General features: G+C 65.1%; 12 protein-coding genes and 1 pseudogene. 5 read left to right on the top strand and 8 right to left on the bottom strand.

The features are described 5' to 3' along the window. The first annotated feature begins 112 nt into the window (after window positions 1–112). Window positions 113–1,180, top strand: coding sequence for an alpha/beta fold hydrolase (locus EH240_RS27390; RefSeq protein WP_125004460.1), 1,068 nt, complete (start codon window positions 113–115; stop codon window positions 1,178–1,180). 70 nt (window positions 1,181–1,250) lie between these two features. Here EH240_RS27390 and pyk read toward each other — a convergent pair whose 3' ends face one another. Together pyk and EH240_RS27380 are read right to left on the bottom strand one after the other, a co-directional pair. Beyond that, window positions 1,251–2,678, bottom strand: coding sequence for a pyruvate kinase (gene pyk / locus EH240_RS27385; RefSeq protein ID WP_125004458.1), 1,428 nt, complete (start codon window positions 2,676–2,678; stop codon window positions 1,251–1,253). Next, complete coding sequence (locus EH240_RS27380; RefSeq protein WP_125004456.1) at window positions 2,675–3,163, bottom strand: DUF1036 domain-containing protein; 489 nt, start codon at window positions 3,161–3,163, stop codon at window positions 2,675–2,677. The genes pyk and EH240_RS27380 overlap by 4 nt, the downstream gene beginning before the upstream one ends. Window positions 3,164–3,407: 244 nt before the next feature. On the opposite strand from EH240_RS27380, the gene EH240_RS27375 reads away from it, so the two are divergent. From EH240_RS27375 to EH240_RS27365, 3 genes are all read left to right on the top strand, one after another. Continuing rightward, complete coding sequence (locus EH240_RS27375) at window positions 3,408–4,205, top strand: N-formylglutamate amidohydrolase (protein WP_125004454.1); 798 nt, start codon at window positions 3,408–3,410, stop codon at window positions 4,203–4,205. Between the two features lie 30 nt (window positions 4,206–4,235). Continuing rightward, the gene (locus EH240_RS27370; protein WP_125004452.1) at window positions 4,236–4,544 is read left to right on the top strand and encodes a DUF1244 domain-containing protein; all 309 of its coding nucleotides are present in this window, start codon (window positions 4,236–4,238) and stop codon (window positions 4,542–4,544) included. Between the two features lie 372 nt (window positions 4,545–4,916). Further along, window positions 4,917–6,098 carry an MFS transporter gene (locus EH240_RS27365; protein ID WP_125004450.1) on the top strand — a complete coding sequence of 394 codons (1,182 nt, stop codon included), beginning with the start codon at window positions 4,917–4,919 and terminating at the stop codon, window positions 6,096–6,098. Here EH240_RS27365 and EH240_RS27360 read toward each other — a convergent pair. Next, a complete protein-coding gene (locus tag EH240_RS27360; RefSeq protein ID WP_125004448.1) occupies window positions 6,056–6,970 on the bottom strand; it encodes a LysR family transcriptional regulator in 915 nt (304 codons plus the stop codon). The two genes, EH240_RS27365 and EH240_RS27360, sit on opposite strands and share 43 nt — an antisense overlap. Window positions 6,971–7,066: 96 nt before the next feature. Between EH240_RS27360 and EH240_RS27355 the strand changes: the two are divergent. Then, window positions 7,067–8,007, top strand: a pseudogene (locus EH240_RS27355) (SDR family oxidoreductase). 65 nt (window positions 8,008–8,072) lie between these two features. On the opposite strand, the gene EH240_RS27350 reads toward EH240_RS27355, so the two are convergent. From EH240_RS27350 to EH240_RS27330, 5 genes are all read right to left on the bottom strand, one after another. Then, window positions 8,073–8,231 carry a DUF3309 family protein gene (locus EH240_RS27350; protein ID WP_125004446.1) on the bottom strand — a complete coding sequence of 53 codons (159 nt, stop codon included), beginning with the start codon at window positions 8,229–8,231 and terminating at the stop codon, window positions 8,073–8,075. A gap of 100 nt (window positions 8,232–8,331) precedes the next feature. Then, window positions 8,332–11,505 (bottom strand): efflux RND transporter permease subunit, encoded by a 3,174-nt coding sequence (locus tag EH240_RS27345; RefSeq protein WP_125004444.1) that lies wholly within the window; start codon window positions 11,503–11,505, stop codon window positions 8,332–8,334. Window positions 11,506–11,579: 74 nt separating this feature from the next. Beyond that, window positions 11,580–12,752: an efflux RND transporter periplasmic adaptor subunit gene (locus EH240_RS27340; protein WP_125004442.1), complete on the bottom strand. Its 1,173-nt coding sequence runs from the start codon at window positions 12,750–12,752 to the stop codon at window positions 11,580–11,582. 368 nt (window positions 12,753–13,120) lie between these two features. Next, window positions 13,121–14,542 carry a coniferyl aldehyde dehydrogenase gene (locus tag EH240_RS27335; protein WP_125004440.1) on the bottom strand — a complete coding sequence of 474 codons (1,422 nt, stop codon included), beginning with the start codon at window positions 14,540–14,542 and terminating at the stop codon, window positions 13,121–13,123. A 225-nt stretch (window positions 14,543–14,767) separates the two neighbouring features. Beyond that, window positions 14,768–15,898 carry a patatin-like phospholipase family protein gene (locus tag EH240_RS27330; RefSeq protein ID WP_125004490.1) on the bottom strand — a complete coding sequence of 377 codons (1,131 nt, stop codon included), beginning with the start codon at window positions 15,896–15,898 and terminating at the stop codon, window positions 14,768–14,770. Window positions 15,899–15,911: the final 13 nt, after the last annotated feature.

Genomic DNA, 15,911 nt, shown 5'->3' with positions numbered 1-15,911 from the left:
TGCCCTACTGCCCTACTGCCCTACTGCCCTACTGCCCTACTGCCCTACTGCCCTACTGCCCTACTGCCCTACTGCCCTAAACTAAGTTCCCTCCGCTTCCGTATTCATCCGCATGAACCTCATCTGCGCCGCGCTCTATTTCCTCATCGCGCTCGTCTTTGCCCTCGCCGGCGTCACCCGCGCCGGAGCTTGGCTGATCGAGCGCCGCAACCCGCCGGTCGGCGAATTCGCCGACATCGCCGGCGCCCGTATCCACTACGTCCATATCCCAGCATCCGAACAGGCCGATCTGCCGCCGGTCGTCTTCATCCATGGCGCCAGCGCCAACCTCAGGGATCAGATGCTGCCGCTGAAGCCCTTGCTCGAAGGCCGTGCCGAAATGCTGTTCCTCGACCGGCCGGGCTTCGGCTGGTCGGAACGCGGACCGGGCAACAACGAAACACTGGCAGCGCAGGCGGATACGATCGCCGCGCTGATGGACCGCGTCGGCATCGAGAAAGCCGTCATCGTCGGCCATTCCTTCGGCGGCGCGATCACCGCCGCCTTTGCCCGCCGGCATCCCGATAAGACGCGCGGCCTCGTCTTCCTGGCGCCCGTCAGCCATCCCTGGCCAGGCGGCGCGACCGCCTGGTATTACAAGCTGACGGCCGCTCCCATCGTCGGGCGGCTGTTTTCCGAGACACTGGCCTATCCCACCGGCATGCTGCAGATCGGCGACCCGACGGCTTGCGTCTTCTCGCCGAACAAAGTGCCGGACGGCTATGTGGGCAACGCCTCGATCCCGCTGGTGCTGAGGCCGCGTGCCTTTCGCGCCAATGCCATCGATGTAGCTCAGCTCTACGACTATGTGCGCGATGCCTCGCCCGGCTATCGCGAGATCAAGGCGCCGACAGTGGCCATCTCAGGCGACCGCGACAAGGTGGTCTACGCTACCATCCATTCCGTGGGGCTGGAGCGCGACATTCCCGGCGCCGAACTCATTTGGGTCCGCAATCTCGGCCACAAGCCCGACTGGGTCGCGCCCGACCTCGTCGTCGGAGCCATCGAGAAGGTCGCCGGCGCGCCGGTCGATCTGCAGGCGCTCGCAAGGACCGTGGAGAGCCGCATCGTTGGCGACACGCAAGGCGCCGGCAGATGTCCCGAGCTCAAAGTGCCGGATGCTGAGCTGGCGCCGGGATGAGTTCAAAAACGCACCTTAGGGTGGGCTGAAATTCAGGTCAGGCCGGCCTCACCTGAATCTCGGCATACCCTCAGTGCGTCTCCGACCCGACATACGCAATGCGCAGCATGTTGGTCGAGCCTGGCGTCCGCAGCGGCACGCCGGCGGTGATGATCACCCGATCGCCGGGCTTGCCGAAACCTTCATCGAGCGCGATGCGGCAGGCGCGGTCGACCATGTCGTCGAGGTCGGTGGCGTCCTCCGAGACCACGCAATGCGTGCCCCACAACAGCGACAGCCGCCGCGCCGTGTTGACGATCGGCGACAGCGCCACGATCGGCACCTGCGGGCGCTCGCGCGCGGCGCGCAGGCCGGTGGTGCCGGAGGCGGTGTAGGTGATGATCGCCGACAATTTCAGCGTCTCGGCGATCTCGCGTGCGGCGAGCGAGATCGCGTCCGCCCCTGTCGCCTCCGGCTCGGAGCGCTGCGCATTGATGATGCCGGCATAGGTCGGGTCGGTTTCCACCTTGGTGGCGATGCGGTTCATCATGGCGACCGCCTCGACCGGATAGGCGCCGGCGGCGGATTCGGCCGAAAGCATGATCGCGTCCGCGCCCTCGAAGACGGCGATCGACACGTCGGAGACCTCGGCGCGGGTCGGCACGGGTGCTGTGATCATCGACTCCAGCATCTGCGTCGCGACCACCACCGGCTTGCCGGCGCGGCGCGCGGCGCGCGTGATCTGTTTCTGGATGCCGGGCACCGCCTCCAGCGGCATTTCGACACCGAGATCGCCGCGGGCGACCATCAGCGCGTCGGAAAGCTCGATGATCTCGGCCAGGCGAGCGACCGCCTGCGGCTTCTCGATCTTGGCCATGATCAGGGCCCGGCCGCGCGCGATCTTGCGGGCCTCGGCGAGATCCTCCGGCCGCTGCACGAAGGACAGCGCCACCCAATCGACGCTTGCCGCCAGCACCGCGTCGAGGTCGCTGCGATCCTTCTCGGTCAGCGCGCCGACGGGCAGGTCGGTGTCGGGCAGGCTGACGCCCTTCTTGTCGGAAATGGTGGTGCCGGCGACGACCGTGCAGGTGATCGACTTGCCGTCGCTCTTGACAGCCTTGAGCTCCAGCTTGCCGTCGTCGATCAAAAGACGGTGACCGGGCTCGACCGAGCTCAGGATTTCCGGATGAGGCAGGTAGACCCGCTTCGATGTGCCGGGTTCCGGGTTGTCGTCGAGCGTGAAGGTCTGTCCCGCGGTCAGCGCTTCCTTGCCGTTGGCGAACTTGCCGACCCTGAGCTTCGGCCCCTGCAGGTCGGCGAGGATGCCGATCGGCCGGCCGACGGCGGCCTCGACGGCGCGGATGCGGCCGACGAGCGTGCGCATCAGCTCGTGGTCGGTATGGCTCATGTTGATGCGGAAGACATCGGCCCCAGCCTCGAAAAGCTTCTTCAGCATCTCCTCGGACGAGGAAGCCGGACCGATGGTGGCGAGGATCTTGACCTTGCGGTTACGTCTCATTGACTGTTTGTTCCCGGAGCGGCGGTCGCTGGCGCGCCGCCCGTTGCGGGCTCGTCGGTCAGCTGGACCATCCAGCTTGCCTGCTCGCCCGTGTCATATTCCTGAAATCCGGCGCGCTGGAAGCCCCGGGCGACGCAATCATTCACGCCGGCGATCTTGAACTCTTTCTCGGCCACGCACATGTTGATCGGGCCATCCCAACGCCCGCCGCGCTCGGCGTCTTCTGCATAAAGATAGTAAAACCTCGATGACAGCGGACCCTCGATCAGCGTTTTGCAGGTCGACCCTTCGATATGCCACCAGCCTTCGGTGATCCAGCCGGCCTTGGCGCGATAGCCGATGCCGACGCCGACCAGATTTTGCGTCGCGTTGCAGACGCGGAAGTCGGCGCGGGCGGGCGAGGTCGCGGCGATTGAGCTGAGCCCTGCGCCAAAGATCAGGAGCGGCAGGGTCAGGCGCTTGCGCAGCCTGCCGGCGAAACCCATCCTAAATCCCTTCGCAAACCACATCTGCATCTCTCGAAGCCCTTTTCAGCAAACTCCGGGCGCATGTCAACGCGCCGTTTTGTTCAATTCCAATCGATTTAGAAGGCCCCGGTGCACGAGTTGTCGTTCCGTCCGGGATTTTTTGCAGAAACCGTGGCCAAACAACGGCATTGCGCCTCAGTCCTCTTCGTGGAATGACGATACCATCCCGCCCGGACGCCAGCGAACAGACCATTTTCAGCCGATGACCCGATCCACAGCTTTCGCACCCTTCGACATCGTCGAGGGCGACCGCAAGAAAGGCATCGTGCTTCTGGCCGATCACGCCCGCCGCGACCTGCCGGAAGATTATGGCAGCCTCGGCCTGCCTGCGGCGGAATTCGAGCGCCACATAGCGTATGACATCGGCGTCGAGACGGTCACGCGCGAGCTGGCGGCGGCGCTCGATGCGCCGGCCTTGCTTGCCGGCTTCTCGCGGCTTTTGATCGACCCGAACCGGGGCGAGGATGACCCGACGCTGATCCGCCAGCTCTATGACGGCACCATCGTGCCTGGAAACTATCCTATGGCCGCCGAGGAGCGGGAGAAACGGCTCGACCGCTTCTACCGGCCCTACCACGACGCCGTCGGCGCGATGATTTCTTCAGTGGCCCACGCCTCGGGGAAAGCGCCGTTCATCTTCTCGGTGCATTCCTTCACCCCGACGATGCAAGGCTTCATCCGCCCCTGGCATGTCGGCATCCTGTGGGACCGCGACGACCGCGTGGCGCGGCCGCTGATCGACATGCTGGCCGAGGACAAGGCGCTCGTCGTCGGCGACAACGAGCCCTATGACGGCGCGCTGCGCGGTGACACCATGTTCCGCCACGCCATCGTCAACGGCTATGCCCATGCGCTGCTCGAGATCCGTCAGGACCTGATCGCCGACCGCGCCGGCGCTTTGGCGTGGGTGGAGCGGCTGGCCCCGATCGTTGACGCCATCGACCGCCGTGCCGATATACACGAGGTGAAGATGTTCGGCTCGCGCACCGGACCAGTGTGACGGGCCCCGAGCCCCACGGAGCTCCATGCAATGACCGAACTCAGCGACGAACAGAAACGCGATTTCGAGGCTGCCGCCTTCCGCCGGCTGGTCGAGCATCTGCGCGAGCGCGGCGACGTCCAGAACATCGACCTGATGAACCTCGTCGGCTTCTGCCGCAACTGCCTGTCGAATTGGTATCGCGAGGCCGCCGAGGCCGATGGCGTCAGGCTCTCCAAGGAAGAGTCGCGCGAGATCATCTACGGCATGCCCTATGCCGAGTGGCAGGCGCTCAACCAGACCGAAGCGTCGGATGCCAAGAAGGCCGAGTTCGAGGCGAAGCGGCCGAAGGAGCACTGAGCGAACTGCCTTATGTGGCCGGCCCTGCGGCTTCGTCATTCTAGGGCGAAGCAGTCGCGCAGCGGCGACGACGCGGAGACCCTAGAATCCATGCCGTTACATCGGCCGGGAGGTGCAACAGAGAAGAATTCTGCACCGCTGCGACACCTCGAAGTCACGGCATGGATCCTCGGGTCTGCGCCGCGTCGCTTCGCTCCTTGCTCCGCCTTTGGATGACGATAGGAGGGGTGTCTCCGTGAATCTCTAAAGCGGGTCTGTTCCTCACAGGTCGCTCGCCTCTCGGTCCAAGCGCTTCCACAAGGCGGTTCTTGACTGCTGATTGAATCGATCTAATTTGCCGCGCAAAACGATCGGCGTAGCGGACTTCAGACAATGAGCGCGCAAACCACAATGCAAGCCGCGATCCGCGGCCGCTGGGCCGTTGCCGGCATTTTCCTTGCCAACGGCTTCCTCACCGGCAGTTGGGCGCCGCAGATCCCGGTGTTCCTCACCCGGCTGGACATCTCGAAATTCACGCTGGGCCTGCTGATCCTTTTGTTCGGTGTCGGCGCGGTGCTGGCGATGACCTGGTGCGGCCATCTCATTTCCAGACACGGCTCGCGCACCGTGCTGCGCTGGTTCGGCCTCTGCGGCAGCTTCGGCCTGCTGGTGGTGGCGCTGGCGCCCAACGTGCCGCTCGCGGCCATTGCCATGCTCATCTTCGGCGGCTCAATCGGCGGCATGGACGTCGCCATGAATTCCAATGCCGTTGTTGTGGAAAGAAGGCTCTCCCGCGCGATCATGTCGTCCTCGCATGGCTTCTGGAGTCTCGGCGGCTTCGCCGGCGGCGCGCTTGGCGGCTATTCTATCCAGAATTACGGATACCTCGCGCATGCGATCGTGGTGACGGCAATCGCTTTCGCGGTCATCGCCTTCGCCGTCAGCTACCTCGTCGCGGAGGGCAAGCCGCAGACCGCCGGGCATCAGAAATTCGCGCTGCCCCGGCACACGGTGGTCTACCTGGTCGGCCTGATGGCGCTGCTCACTATGGTCTCCGAGGGCGCGGTGCTCGACTGGGCGGCTCTCTACCTCAACCAGGAGCTCGGCGCCGACCTTGCCGTTGCCGGCCTCGCCTATGCCGCTTTCTCCGGCGTGATGGCGCTGATGCGCTTCCTGGGTGACGGCGTGCGCAACCGCTTCGGCGCGGTGGCGACGCTGCGCGGCTCGGCGCTTGTTGCCGCCGCCGGCATGCTGGTTGCGGGCCTCTCGCCCTCCCCCTGGCTCGCGATCGCCGCTTTCGCCTTCTGCGGCTTCGGCATCGCCAATATGGTGCCGATCCTGTTCTCGGCCGGTGGCAACCAGGAAGGCATGTCCTCGGGCACTGGCATGAGCGTGGTCACCACCATGGGCTATTCCGGCATCCTGGTGGCGCCCTCGGCAATTGGCTTCGTCGCCGAGCATTCCAGCTTCGGCCCGATCTTCATCGCGCTCTCCGGCCTGCTGGTCATCGTTCTTTTGATGGCCGGCCTTGCTCAGCGCGCCGAATTCGGTGCCGAGCCGGCGCCGGCGGAATAGCGCTTCAATTCCTCATGCAGGAAATCCGCCACGCGGCGGATGCGCATGCTGGTGCGCACGTCGCGATGCATCGCAAGCCATACCGGTAGCACGGGCAAGGGAACCTCCGGCAAAAGCTTCTCCAGTTGAGGATCGCGATCGGCGAGCGGCTCCTGGCCGATACCGATGCCGTTGCCGGCCCGCACCGCTTCCCACAGCACGATCTGGTTGTCGGTTCTGAACCGGAAGTTGCTTCGACTGACCGGAATGCCGAAGGCGGTGAAACCACGAATGATCTCGTCGCTGCGGTCGAAACCAACCAAAGGGTGGTCGGCAAGGTCGCTCGGCCGACTCGGGCGACCGCCCCGGTCGAGATAAGATTTTGCAGCACATATGCAGAGCGCGATGTCGGTGACCTTGCGCGCCACCAGCTCGTTCTGCGCCGGCCTGACCATGCGGATGGCGATGTCGGCGTCGCGGCGCAGCAGGTTCTCGACCTGGTTCGAGGCGACGATCTCGACCTCGAAGCCCGGTTCCTCCTCGCCAAGGCGCGCCGTCATTTCTGGAAGCACGCAGGCCGCGACCACTTCGCTGGCGGCGATGCGCACCGTACCCTCGATGGCCTCGACCGAGCCGAGCGCCAGAAGCGAAAAGGCATTGGCCTGCTCGCTGACTGCCTTTCCGCGCTCATAAAGCGTGCTGCCCGCTTCCGTCAGCTCATAGCCGCGCCGCCCACGCCGGAACAGTGTGACGCCCAACGCCTGCTCCAGCTCGGCGATATGGCGGCCGAGCGTCGGCTGGCTGGCCGCCAGCCTGCGCGCCGCAGCCGACAGGCTGCCGGTCTCGGCCACCGAGACGAAGCTCTTGATCAGGTTCCAGTCGAATTCCTTCATTCATTTTTGACTATCAGATCGCCAACACAAGTCAATTTCCATTCGTTTACGGAGAGGCCAAATTGGGTGGGCAAACGCAAGCAACGGAGACGACAAATGACCAAGATCGCAATTCTGGGCGCCAATGGCCGGCTCGGCCGCGTGGTCGCCAAGGCCTTCATCGACGCCGGTTTCGACGTCCGCACCGTCACCCGCACCGGCAAGGTGCCGGCCGAGCTGAAGGTCGCCACGGCGGTCGCCGGCGACGCGCTGGACCGCCAGTCGCTGATCCGTGCGACGGAAGGGGTCGACATCATCTTCAACGGCCTGAACCCGATCTACACCGACTGGGGCAAATGCCTGCCGATGGCCGAGAACGTCATGGCAGCCTGCCGCGCGAACGGCGCGCTGCATCTCTTCCCCGGCACCGTCTATAATTACGGCTCGCCGATGCCTGAGGTGATCACCGAGGAGACGCCGTTCCATCCGACCACCGACAAGGGCCGCATCCGCTGCGCCATGGAAGAGCTGCCGGCCGCGTGCGCACCATTCTGTTGAGGGCCGGCGACTTCTTCGGCGGCACCGGCAGCGGTTCCTGGTTCGACCTCGTCGTCGCCGCCAAGATGGAGACGGGCGTCTACACCGCGCCCGGCCCGGCCGACCTCGTGCACGAATGGGCTTACCTGCCGGACTTCGCCGTCGGCTTCGTCGGGCTGGCGCGCAATCTGGGCAAGCTAGGCTTCTACGAGGCGCTGAACTTCCCGGGCCATGCCGTCACCGACCTCGAGATCAAGGCCTCGGCCGAGAAGGCGTTGGGGCGCAAGCTGAAGCTCAGCTTCATGCCCTGGTGGGTGCTGCGCGCCGGCGGCCCGTTCGTGGCCATGTGGCGCGAGATCGTCTCCATGTCCTACCTCCGTTTCCAGGCGCATCGTCTGGTCTCGGCGCGGCTCGAAAAGGTCATTGGCGAAATACCGCACACGCCGCTCGATCGGGCGGTGAAGGAGGCCATGCAGAATATCAACATTGCCGCCGCGAACGCCTCGCAGCAGGCCGCGTGATTGCCGGGACGTGACGATGGAAACGGCCGAGGTCTCAAAAAAGGTCGGCCGTAAATCGTCTTGGGTCAGATCCTGCCCATCAGCAACAAGATCAGCAGCACCACCAGGATGACGCCGACGATCCCCGAGGGACCATAGCCCCAGGACCGCGAATGCGGCCAGGCCGGCACGGCGCCGATCAGGATGAGGATCAGAATGATGACGAGAATGGTGCTGAGCGTCATGAGGAAGCCCTCCGCCTTGAGATGCCCTCATGATCAACAATGCGCAAGGCCGCCTGGTTGTTCCCCCAAGGCGGCCTTACCTTGCTGGTTGAAGCCGGCGCTATTCCGCGGCTTTCGGGAAGGCGATCTCCGGTTCGGCGGTATCGGGCGTCGGCTCTTCAGTCGATACCTTGCCCTTGCCGCGACGGAACACGCGGCTCAACCAGTGGCGGCGCGCGCCGGGCTTCACCTTGGCGCGGGTGAACACCATCAGCATCGAGGGCGTCACCACCAGCGTCAGCAAGGTGGCGAAGGACAGGCCGAAGACGATCGCCGAGGACAGCGAAATCCACCATTGCGTCGACGGCGCGTTGATCGTCGTCTCGTGATGGAAGATCTCGAGGCCGAGGCCGAAGGCGATCGGCAGCACGCCGAGGATGGCCGAGACTGCCGTCAGCACGACCGGCCGGGCGCGTTCGCGGCAGGTCTGCAGCACCGCGTCCATCTTGTCCCAGCCCTCCTCGCGCAACCGGTCGTAGGTGTCGATGAGCACGATGTTGTTGTTCACCACCACGCCGGCGAGCGCGATGACGCCGATGCCCGACATCACGATGCCGAAGGCCTCGCCTGTCAGAAGCAGCCCCAGGAACACGCCGATCGTCGCCATGACCACGCAGGACAGCACAAGCCACACGCTGGTGAACTTGTTGAACTGCGCAAGCAGCACCAGGAAGATCAGGAAGATCGCGGCGCCGAAGGCCTTGCCGAGGAAGGCGCTGGCTTCCGCGCTGTCCTCGTTGGAGCCGGCGAGCTTCCAGCGGATGCCGCTGCCGAGATCCATGTCGGCGACCGCCTTGGTGACTTCCGCCTGCACCGCCGCCACCTGTGCGCCGGCGCTGACATTGGCCTGGACGACAACGGTGCGAGCGCCGTCGATGCGGTTGAGGATGCCGACCGTCGGCTCGGGCTTCCTGACGACGAAGTTCGAGATCGGCACCGACCCTTGCGAGGTCTGCACCCTGAGCTCGTCGAGCGTCGACAGCGTGCGCCGGTCTTCCGGCAGGCGCAGGCGGATGTCGACGGCGTCGTCGGCGCCGGCCGGCCGGTATTCCGACAGCTTGAGGCCGTTCGTCACCAGTTGCACCACCGTGCCCACCGATGTCGGGCTGATGCCGTATTGCGCGGCCTTGGCGCGGTCGACATCGAGCGCCCAGTCGACGCCCGGTGGCGGCAGGCCGTCCGAAATGTCGATGACGTTGGGGATCTTGGCGATCCGCGCCGCCACCGCGCGCGCCTTGTCGTCGAGCCCGGCCGGGTCGGCCGCCGAAAGCCTGATCTGGATCGGCTTTCCGGTCGGCGGACCGGCCTCCGGCACGCGCACCTCGATATCGACGCCGGGGATGCCGGCCATGACGCCGCGTAGATCGCTGAGGATCTGGTTGGCGGACTTGCGCTCGCGCCAGTCGACGAATTCGTACTGGATCACGCCGACCACGTCTTCCGGAATGTCCTGGCCGCCGCCTTGCGTCTTGCCGACGCGCGTATAGACCGACTTTACGCCCGGCCAGCCGAGCAGCCGGTTTTCCGCCGTCTTCGTGGCCGCGTCCATTTCGGCCAATGAAAGGTTGCCGCGGGCATGCACGTAGAGCAGGCCGTAGTCCGGCTCGACATTCGGGAAGAACTCGACGCCGGCGCCGTATTTCGAATAGGCGAAGCCAACGCCGACCAGCAGGCCGACGGTGAGCAGTATGACGGTGATCGGGAAGCGCACCGCCTGCTTGACCAAGGCCATGTACCAGCCGTCGCGATTGTCGTCCTCATGATGCGCCGGCGCCTTGGCGAAGAGGGCGCCCAGCGTCGGCGCGAAGACCAGCGCGTAGAGCATCGAGGCCGACAGCGTCACGATCAGCGTGATCGGCATGTATTTCATGAAGTCGCCGATGATGCCGGGCCAGAACAACAGCGGCGAAAACGCGGCGATGCGCGTCATCGTCGCCGCGATCACCGGGCCCGCCATGCGCTTGGCGGCTAAAGCGAAGGCGTCCGCCTTCGGCATGCCCTCGCTCATGCGCCGCTCCGCGAATTCGGTGACGATGATGGCGTCGTCGACCAGCATGCCGACCGCCAGGATCAGGCTGAACAGCACGATCATGTTGATCGTGTAGCCCATCATGGCAAGCAGCAGGATGCCGATCAGGAAGGATGACGGGATGGCGAGGCCGATCAGCAGCGAGGCGCGGCCCGACAGCGCATAGAGGATGACGATGAACACCAGGATGACGGCGATCATCACATGGTTCTGCAGGTCGCCGAGCAACTGGTTGACGAAGACCGACTTGTCCTGCGTGTAGGTGACGTGCATGCCCTCCGGCATCGACTTGATGAAGTTGTCCGACACTTCCCTGACATGGTTCAGCGTGTCGATCAGGTTGGCGCCGATGCGCTTCTTCACCTCGATGGCGATCGCCGGCTTGCCGTCAAGGCGGGTCACCGTCTCGGCGTCCTTGAAGGTCGAGCGTACCGTGGCGACATCCTTGGCCTGCACCACGGCGTTGGGTGTGGCGACGACCGGCAGGCTGGCGACATCCTCCGGCGTCTCGATCAGCGACGGCACCTTGACCGCGTATTTGCCCTCGGAGCCTTCGAGATTGCCGGCCGCGACCAGGCTGTTGGAGGCGCCGACGCCCTGGATCACCTGGTCGAGCTGCAGCCCGTAGGAAGAGAGCTTCACCGGGTCGATGACGACTTCGACCAGATCGTCGCGCGCGCCCTGCAGCGAGCCTTCCAGCACGCCCGGCACCTCTTCGATGCGGTCGCGCAATTCGCGCGCCGCCGACGTCAGCACGCGCTCCGGCACGTCGCCGGAAAGCGTCACGACGAGAACCGGGAACTCGGAAACGTTGACTTCGCTGACGGTCGGCTCTTCGGCGGCCTGCGGCAGATCGGCCTTGGCGTCCTGCACCTTGCTGCGCGTATCCTGCAGCGCGGTGGCCAGATTTGTCTGCGGCTGGAATTCGACCAGCACGTAGCCGCCGCCCTGGAAGGCGGCCGAGCGCATCTCCTTGAGCCCCTTGAGGCTCTTGAGCTTGCTTTCCATCGGCCTGAGCAGCAGCCGTTCGGAGTCCTCCGGCGAGATGCCCTGGTAGATCAGGCTGACATACATCATCGGAATCGGAACGTCCGGTTCCGCTTCCTTCGGCGTCGACTGATAGGCGACCCAGCCCGCGACGAGCAGGAACATCAGCGCCGATATTGTGAGGCGGGCGTTGTGGATGGCGAGTCTGACGATGTCCATGACTTATGCCTGCTGTTTCCCCGGAAGCCGCGACATTGGCAGCGGCGCCGGGCGACCCGGCGCCGGCGGCCGCGCTACTGCGTGCCGGCGGCGGCTTCGCTGATCAGCTTGTTGATGGTCGCCTGGTCGGCCTCGACGGGCTTCACCAGATCGCCTTCCTTCACCAGCTCCTGGCCGGCGACGATGATGCGCGCGTCCTGCGGGATGCCGCCCAGCACCAGGCCATGCGGCGTGTCGTCGACCAGATCGATCGGGAAGAACGCCACCTTGTCGTCCGCGCCGACGGCGCGGATGCCGAGGTCGCCCTTGTCGCCCAGCGTCACCACCGAGCGCGGCAGCATGACCGCATCGGTCGGCTCGGCGCTGAGCGTGATCTCGGCCGTCATGCCGGCGGGGATGGAGCCGTCCGCATTGGGAATCGCCACCTCGACACGGAAGGTGCGGGTCTGCGAGGAGGCATCGCGGCTGATATAGCGCACCGTGCCGGTGACCTTCTGGTCGTTGACCAGGCGCACATTGGCCTCGTCGCCGATCTTGATGTAGCGCAGGTCGCGCTCGCTGATCTCGCCGCGCGCGATCACCGGATCGAGCTTGAGGATGGTGGCGACCTCGCCGCCCTGCATCACCGAGCTGCCGAGCTCGACCGGCACGCGGTCGATGACGCCGTCGAACGGCGCCTTCACTTCGTTGCGGTCGAGTTCCGCCTGCGCCGTCTCCAGCATCGACTGCGCCGCCGTCAGGTTCGAGCGCGCGGTGTCGAGCTGCAGCTTGGGCAGGTTGCCGGTCTTGGCCAGCCGCTCGGCGGCCTCAAGCTCGGCCTTGCGCTGCACCAGCAGCTGCCTGGCATTGTCGACGTTGGAGATCTTCTCCTCGGCGGCAAGCATCAGCACCAGGTCGCCGGTCTTGACGTGCTGGCCCTGCTTGACCGGCAGCTTGTCGATGACGCCGGCGACGCGGGTGGCGAGCATGGCGCGCTTGTCGGCTTCGGTCAGCCCGGAAATGCGGATGGCGCGCGCATAGGTCTTGCGCGGCGGCGTCACCACCGCGACGGTGCGCGGCGCTGCCTTCGGCTCGGCGTCTGCCGTCTTTGGCTTGTCGGCCCCGGATTGCGTGGCTTTGCCTGCTTCTCCTGCCTTCTGGTGATTGGCGGCGCTGCCCACGGACGAGAACTCGCCCGTTGCCATCCAGGCAGCGAACCCGATGAGCACAGCAATGGCTGCAAGCTTGTGAAACCTGATTTTCGGCATCGTCATTTTTTCCGTTGCAGGCCTGGCGAGGTCGGCGCTTTCGATCCCCGGGCGCGCGGCCGATATGGGTGCGCGCAAAGCCGTATTCAATTTGCCGTGATCGGCGAAGCGCGCTTCTACCTCAAAGTTGCGGCGCAATATAGTGAGAAAAATTGCAGCATCATTGCGCCTACAGCCATGGCGAGCAGGCTTTTTCTGCTTTTTCGATGCTCAACTGCCTGGGTTTGCCCGGTCCGGTCAGATTTTTCGCCATAGCCAACATTCGATGGCAGCAGGCGTCAGTATGATGCGGAATTTTTTCGCGCGATGACTTGCCGCATTGGTACGCGACAATGCAGAGGACGCGCCCACTCCGAAAATAAATCCCGTCAAGTGATCAGGTTCAGCAAGCGGAACAGCCGCTCGAATGTCCTGCCATAGGGCGGTCTGAGCAGACTGCCGGCGCTCAGCCTGGACTGGACGAAGATCGGCTTTTCCTTGCTGAAGGTGCGAAAACCCCATTCGCCGTGATAGGCGCCCATGCCGCTCTCGCCGACGCCGCCGAATGGCTGCCTCTCCTGCACCAAATGCATCATGCAGTCATTGACAGTCACGCCGCCGGCCATGGTCTCCCGCATCACTCTTTGGCGATTGGCGCTGTCCTTGCCGAACCAGTAGAGGGCGAGCGGCCGCTCGCCCCGGTTCACATGCTCGATCGCGTCGTCGACCGTGCCGTATTCGAGGATCGGCAGCACCGGCCCAAAAATCTCCTCGCGCATCAGCCGCAGGGTTTCGCCGGCATTCCTGACAAGCACGGGCGCCATCTTGCGGTCGCTCACGCCAAGCTTTTCGTTTGCCGGGTTGACCTCGGTGACATCGGCGGCGCTTTCCCGCGCCTCGGCGATCATGTCGCTGAGGCGCCGATGGTGCCGTTCGCTGACGATCGCCGTGTAGTCGGGATTGTCGCGCAGGCGCGGATAGAGCCGCGCCATCGCGGCGGCGAGTTTTGCGGCGATCGCCGCGCCCTGCCCTTGCGGGACCATCAGATAGTCCGGCGCGATGCAAGTCTGGCCCGCGTTCAAGAGCTTGCCGTAGGCGACACTCGAGACCGCGGCATCGAGATCGCAGGACGCATCGAAGATTGCCGGGGACTTGCCGCCGAGCTCGAGCGTGACCGGGGTCAGATTGGCGGCCGCCGCCAGTGCCACCTGGCGACCGACGGCGGTCGAGCCGGTGAACAGCAGATGATCGAATGGCAGCGACACGAATGCCTTGCCGACCTCGGCGTCGCCGACCGCCACGCTCATCTCGTCGGGAGAAAAATGCTCTTCCACCAACCGGGCAAGCAGGTCCGAGAACGCCGGCGTCAGCTCGGACGGCTTGAGCAGCACGCGGTTGCCGGCGGCGAGCGCGGCGGTCGCCGGCGCGATGGCGAGCTGGAACGGATAATTCCATGGCGACACGATGCCGACGACGCCGAGCGGCTGGGGCAGCAAGCGGTTGCGCCCCGGCAGGAACGGCAGGCTGGTGGCGACGCGGCGCTCGCACATCCAGCCCCGCAGATGGGAGAGCGCATGCCTGATGCCGGCGCGAACGACGAACAGTTCCGCAAGCCGCGTTTCCTGCGCCGCCCGTCCACTGAAATCGCTGTCGATCGCCGCGCAGATCTCGGCCTCATGTTTTTCGGTCAGCGCCAGCAGCCGCTTCAGCCGGTCCTTGCGCAGATCGAGGCCGGGAAAGGGCTCCTTCTCGAAGGCCCTGCACTGCGCTTCAAACCTGACCCCGAGAGCGTTCTGTCCGGCCTGCAGCATCGCGACCTCCCGTTTACGTCGAGGTAAGCTACATCGCCGGGTGGGGACGAATCCAGCACCTCCGCGGTTCCGCTAGGTAAGCTTCGCCGCGGACTGAACGTGCGCGAGGGCCTGAAGGCAATCTAAAGCATGTCTCCCGAAAGTGTGCAGCGGTTTCGGGACAAAGACATGCTTAAAATCAAAGACCTAAAGCAGGTCGCGTGAATCCTTTTCACGCGACCTGTTTTAGGCTCGCCGGCGCGCCGACTCCGGCTTGATACGCGCTGCAAGGAATTCCTTGACCCGTCGCCCGGGCGCGGGCCCGCGCACCGGCTTGAAGCCGTCGTCGAGTTCGCCCGACAGGTCGAGCGTCGCTTGGCTGCCGACCGCGTCGTAATTCTCCTCCAGCCAGTCGCTGGCGGCATTCCGGCCGAGGTCGCGCAGATAGGCGAGGAAGGCCCACTCGGCATTGACCTTGGACGAGGCCGAGAGGTCCTTGAACGCCTCGTCGGCGTCGATCCGGTGCATGCGGATGTCGCGGTATTCGCCATGCGGCAGCCGGCCGGCGGCGATCAGCTCCTTGACGAAGGCGATCGAGCGGAATTCGCGCAAAAGCCCGGCGTTGAAGGTGATCTCGTCGATGCGGTTCTGGATCTCGTTGGCGCTCTTCGGCGTGCCCTCGCGCACCACCGGGTTGATCTGCACCAGCAGCACGTCCTCGGTCGCCGCCGTCTTGAAAAACGGATAGAGCGCCGGGTTGCCGCCATAGCCGCCGTCCCAGTAGGGCACGCCCTTGATCTCGACGGCGCGGAACAATTGCGGCAGGCAGGCCGACGCCATCACCGTGTCAAGGTCAATCTCGCCGTCGGAGAAGACGCGCAGCTGCCCGGTCTCGACATTGGTCGCCGAGATGAACAGCTCCATCGACCTGCAGGCGCGCACGTTGCGGAAGTCGATCTCCTTCTCGACCACGTCGCGCAGCGGGTTGAGGCCGAGCGGGTTGGCGACATAGGGCGAAAACACCCGCGACATGGTGTCGAAGAAGAGATAGCCGGGCGTGTTCTCGATCGACCAGTTGCCCCACACGACGTCCCACGGCATGCGCTGCACCGGGCTGAAGCGGCCCTTCGAGGCCACGGCGCGCCAAAAATCGTCGAGCTTCTTGCGCGCGCCTTCGACACCGCCGCGCACGAACCCGTCGGCCAGCGCCACCGCGTTCATGGCTCCGGCACTGGTGCCGGATACGGCCGCGATCTCCAGCCGCCCGTCCTCGAGCAGGCGGTCGAGCACGCCCCAGGAGAAGGCGCCGTGCGAGCCGCCGCCCTGGAGCGCGATGTTGATCTTCTTCTTTTCGTCCGCCTTGCCGTTCTTCGCCATGGCGTTCCTTGTC

This window comes from Mesorhizobium tamadayense (genome assembly GCF_003863365.1).
GTDB lineage: Bacteria > Pseudomonadota > Alphaproteobacteria > Rhizobiales > Rhizobiaceae > Mesorhizobium > Mesorhizobium tamadayense.
This window is presented reverse-complemented; position numbering and strand designations above follow the sequence as displayed.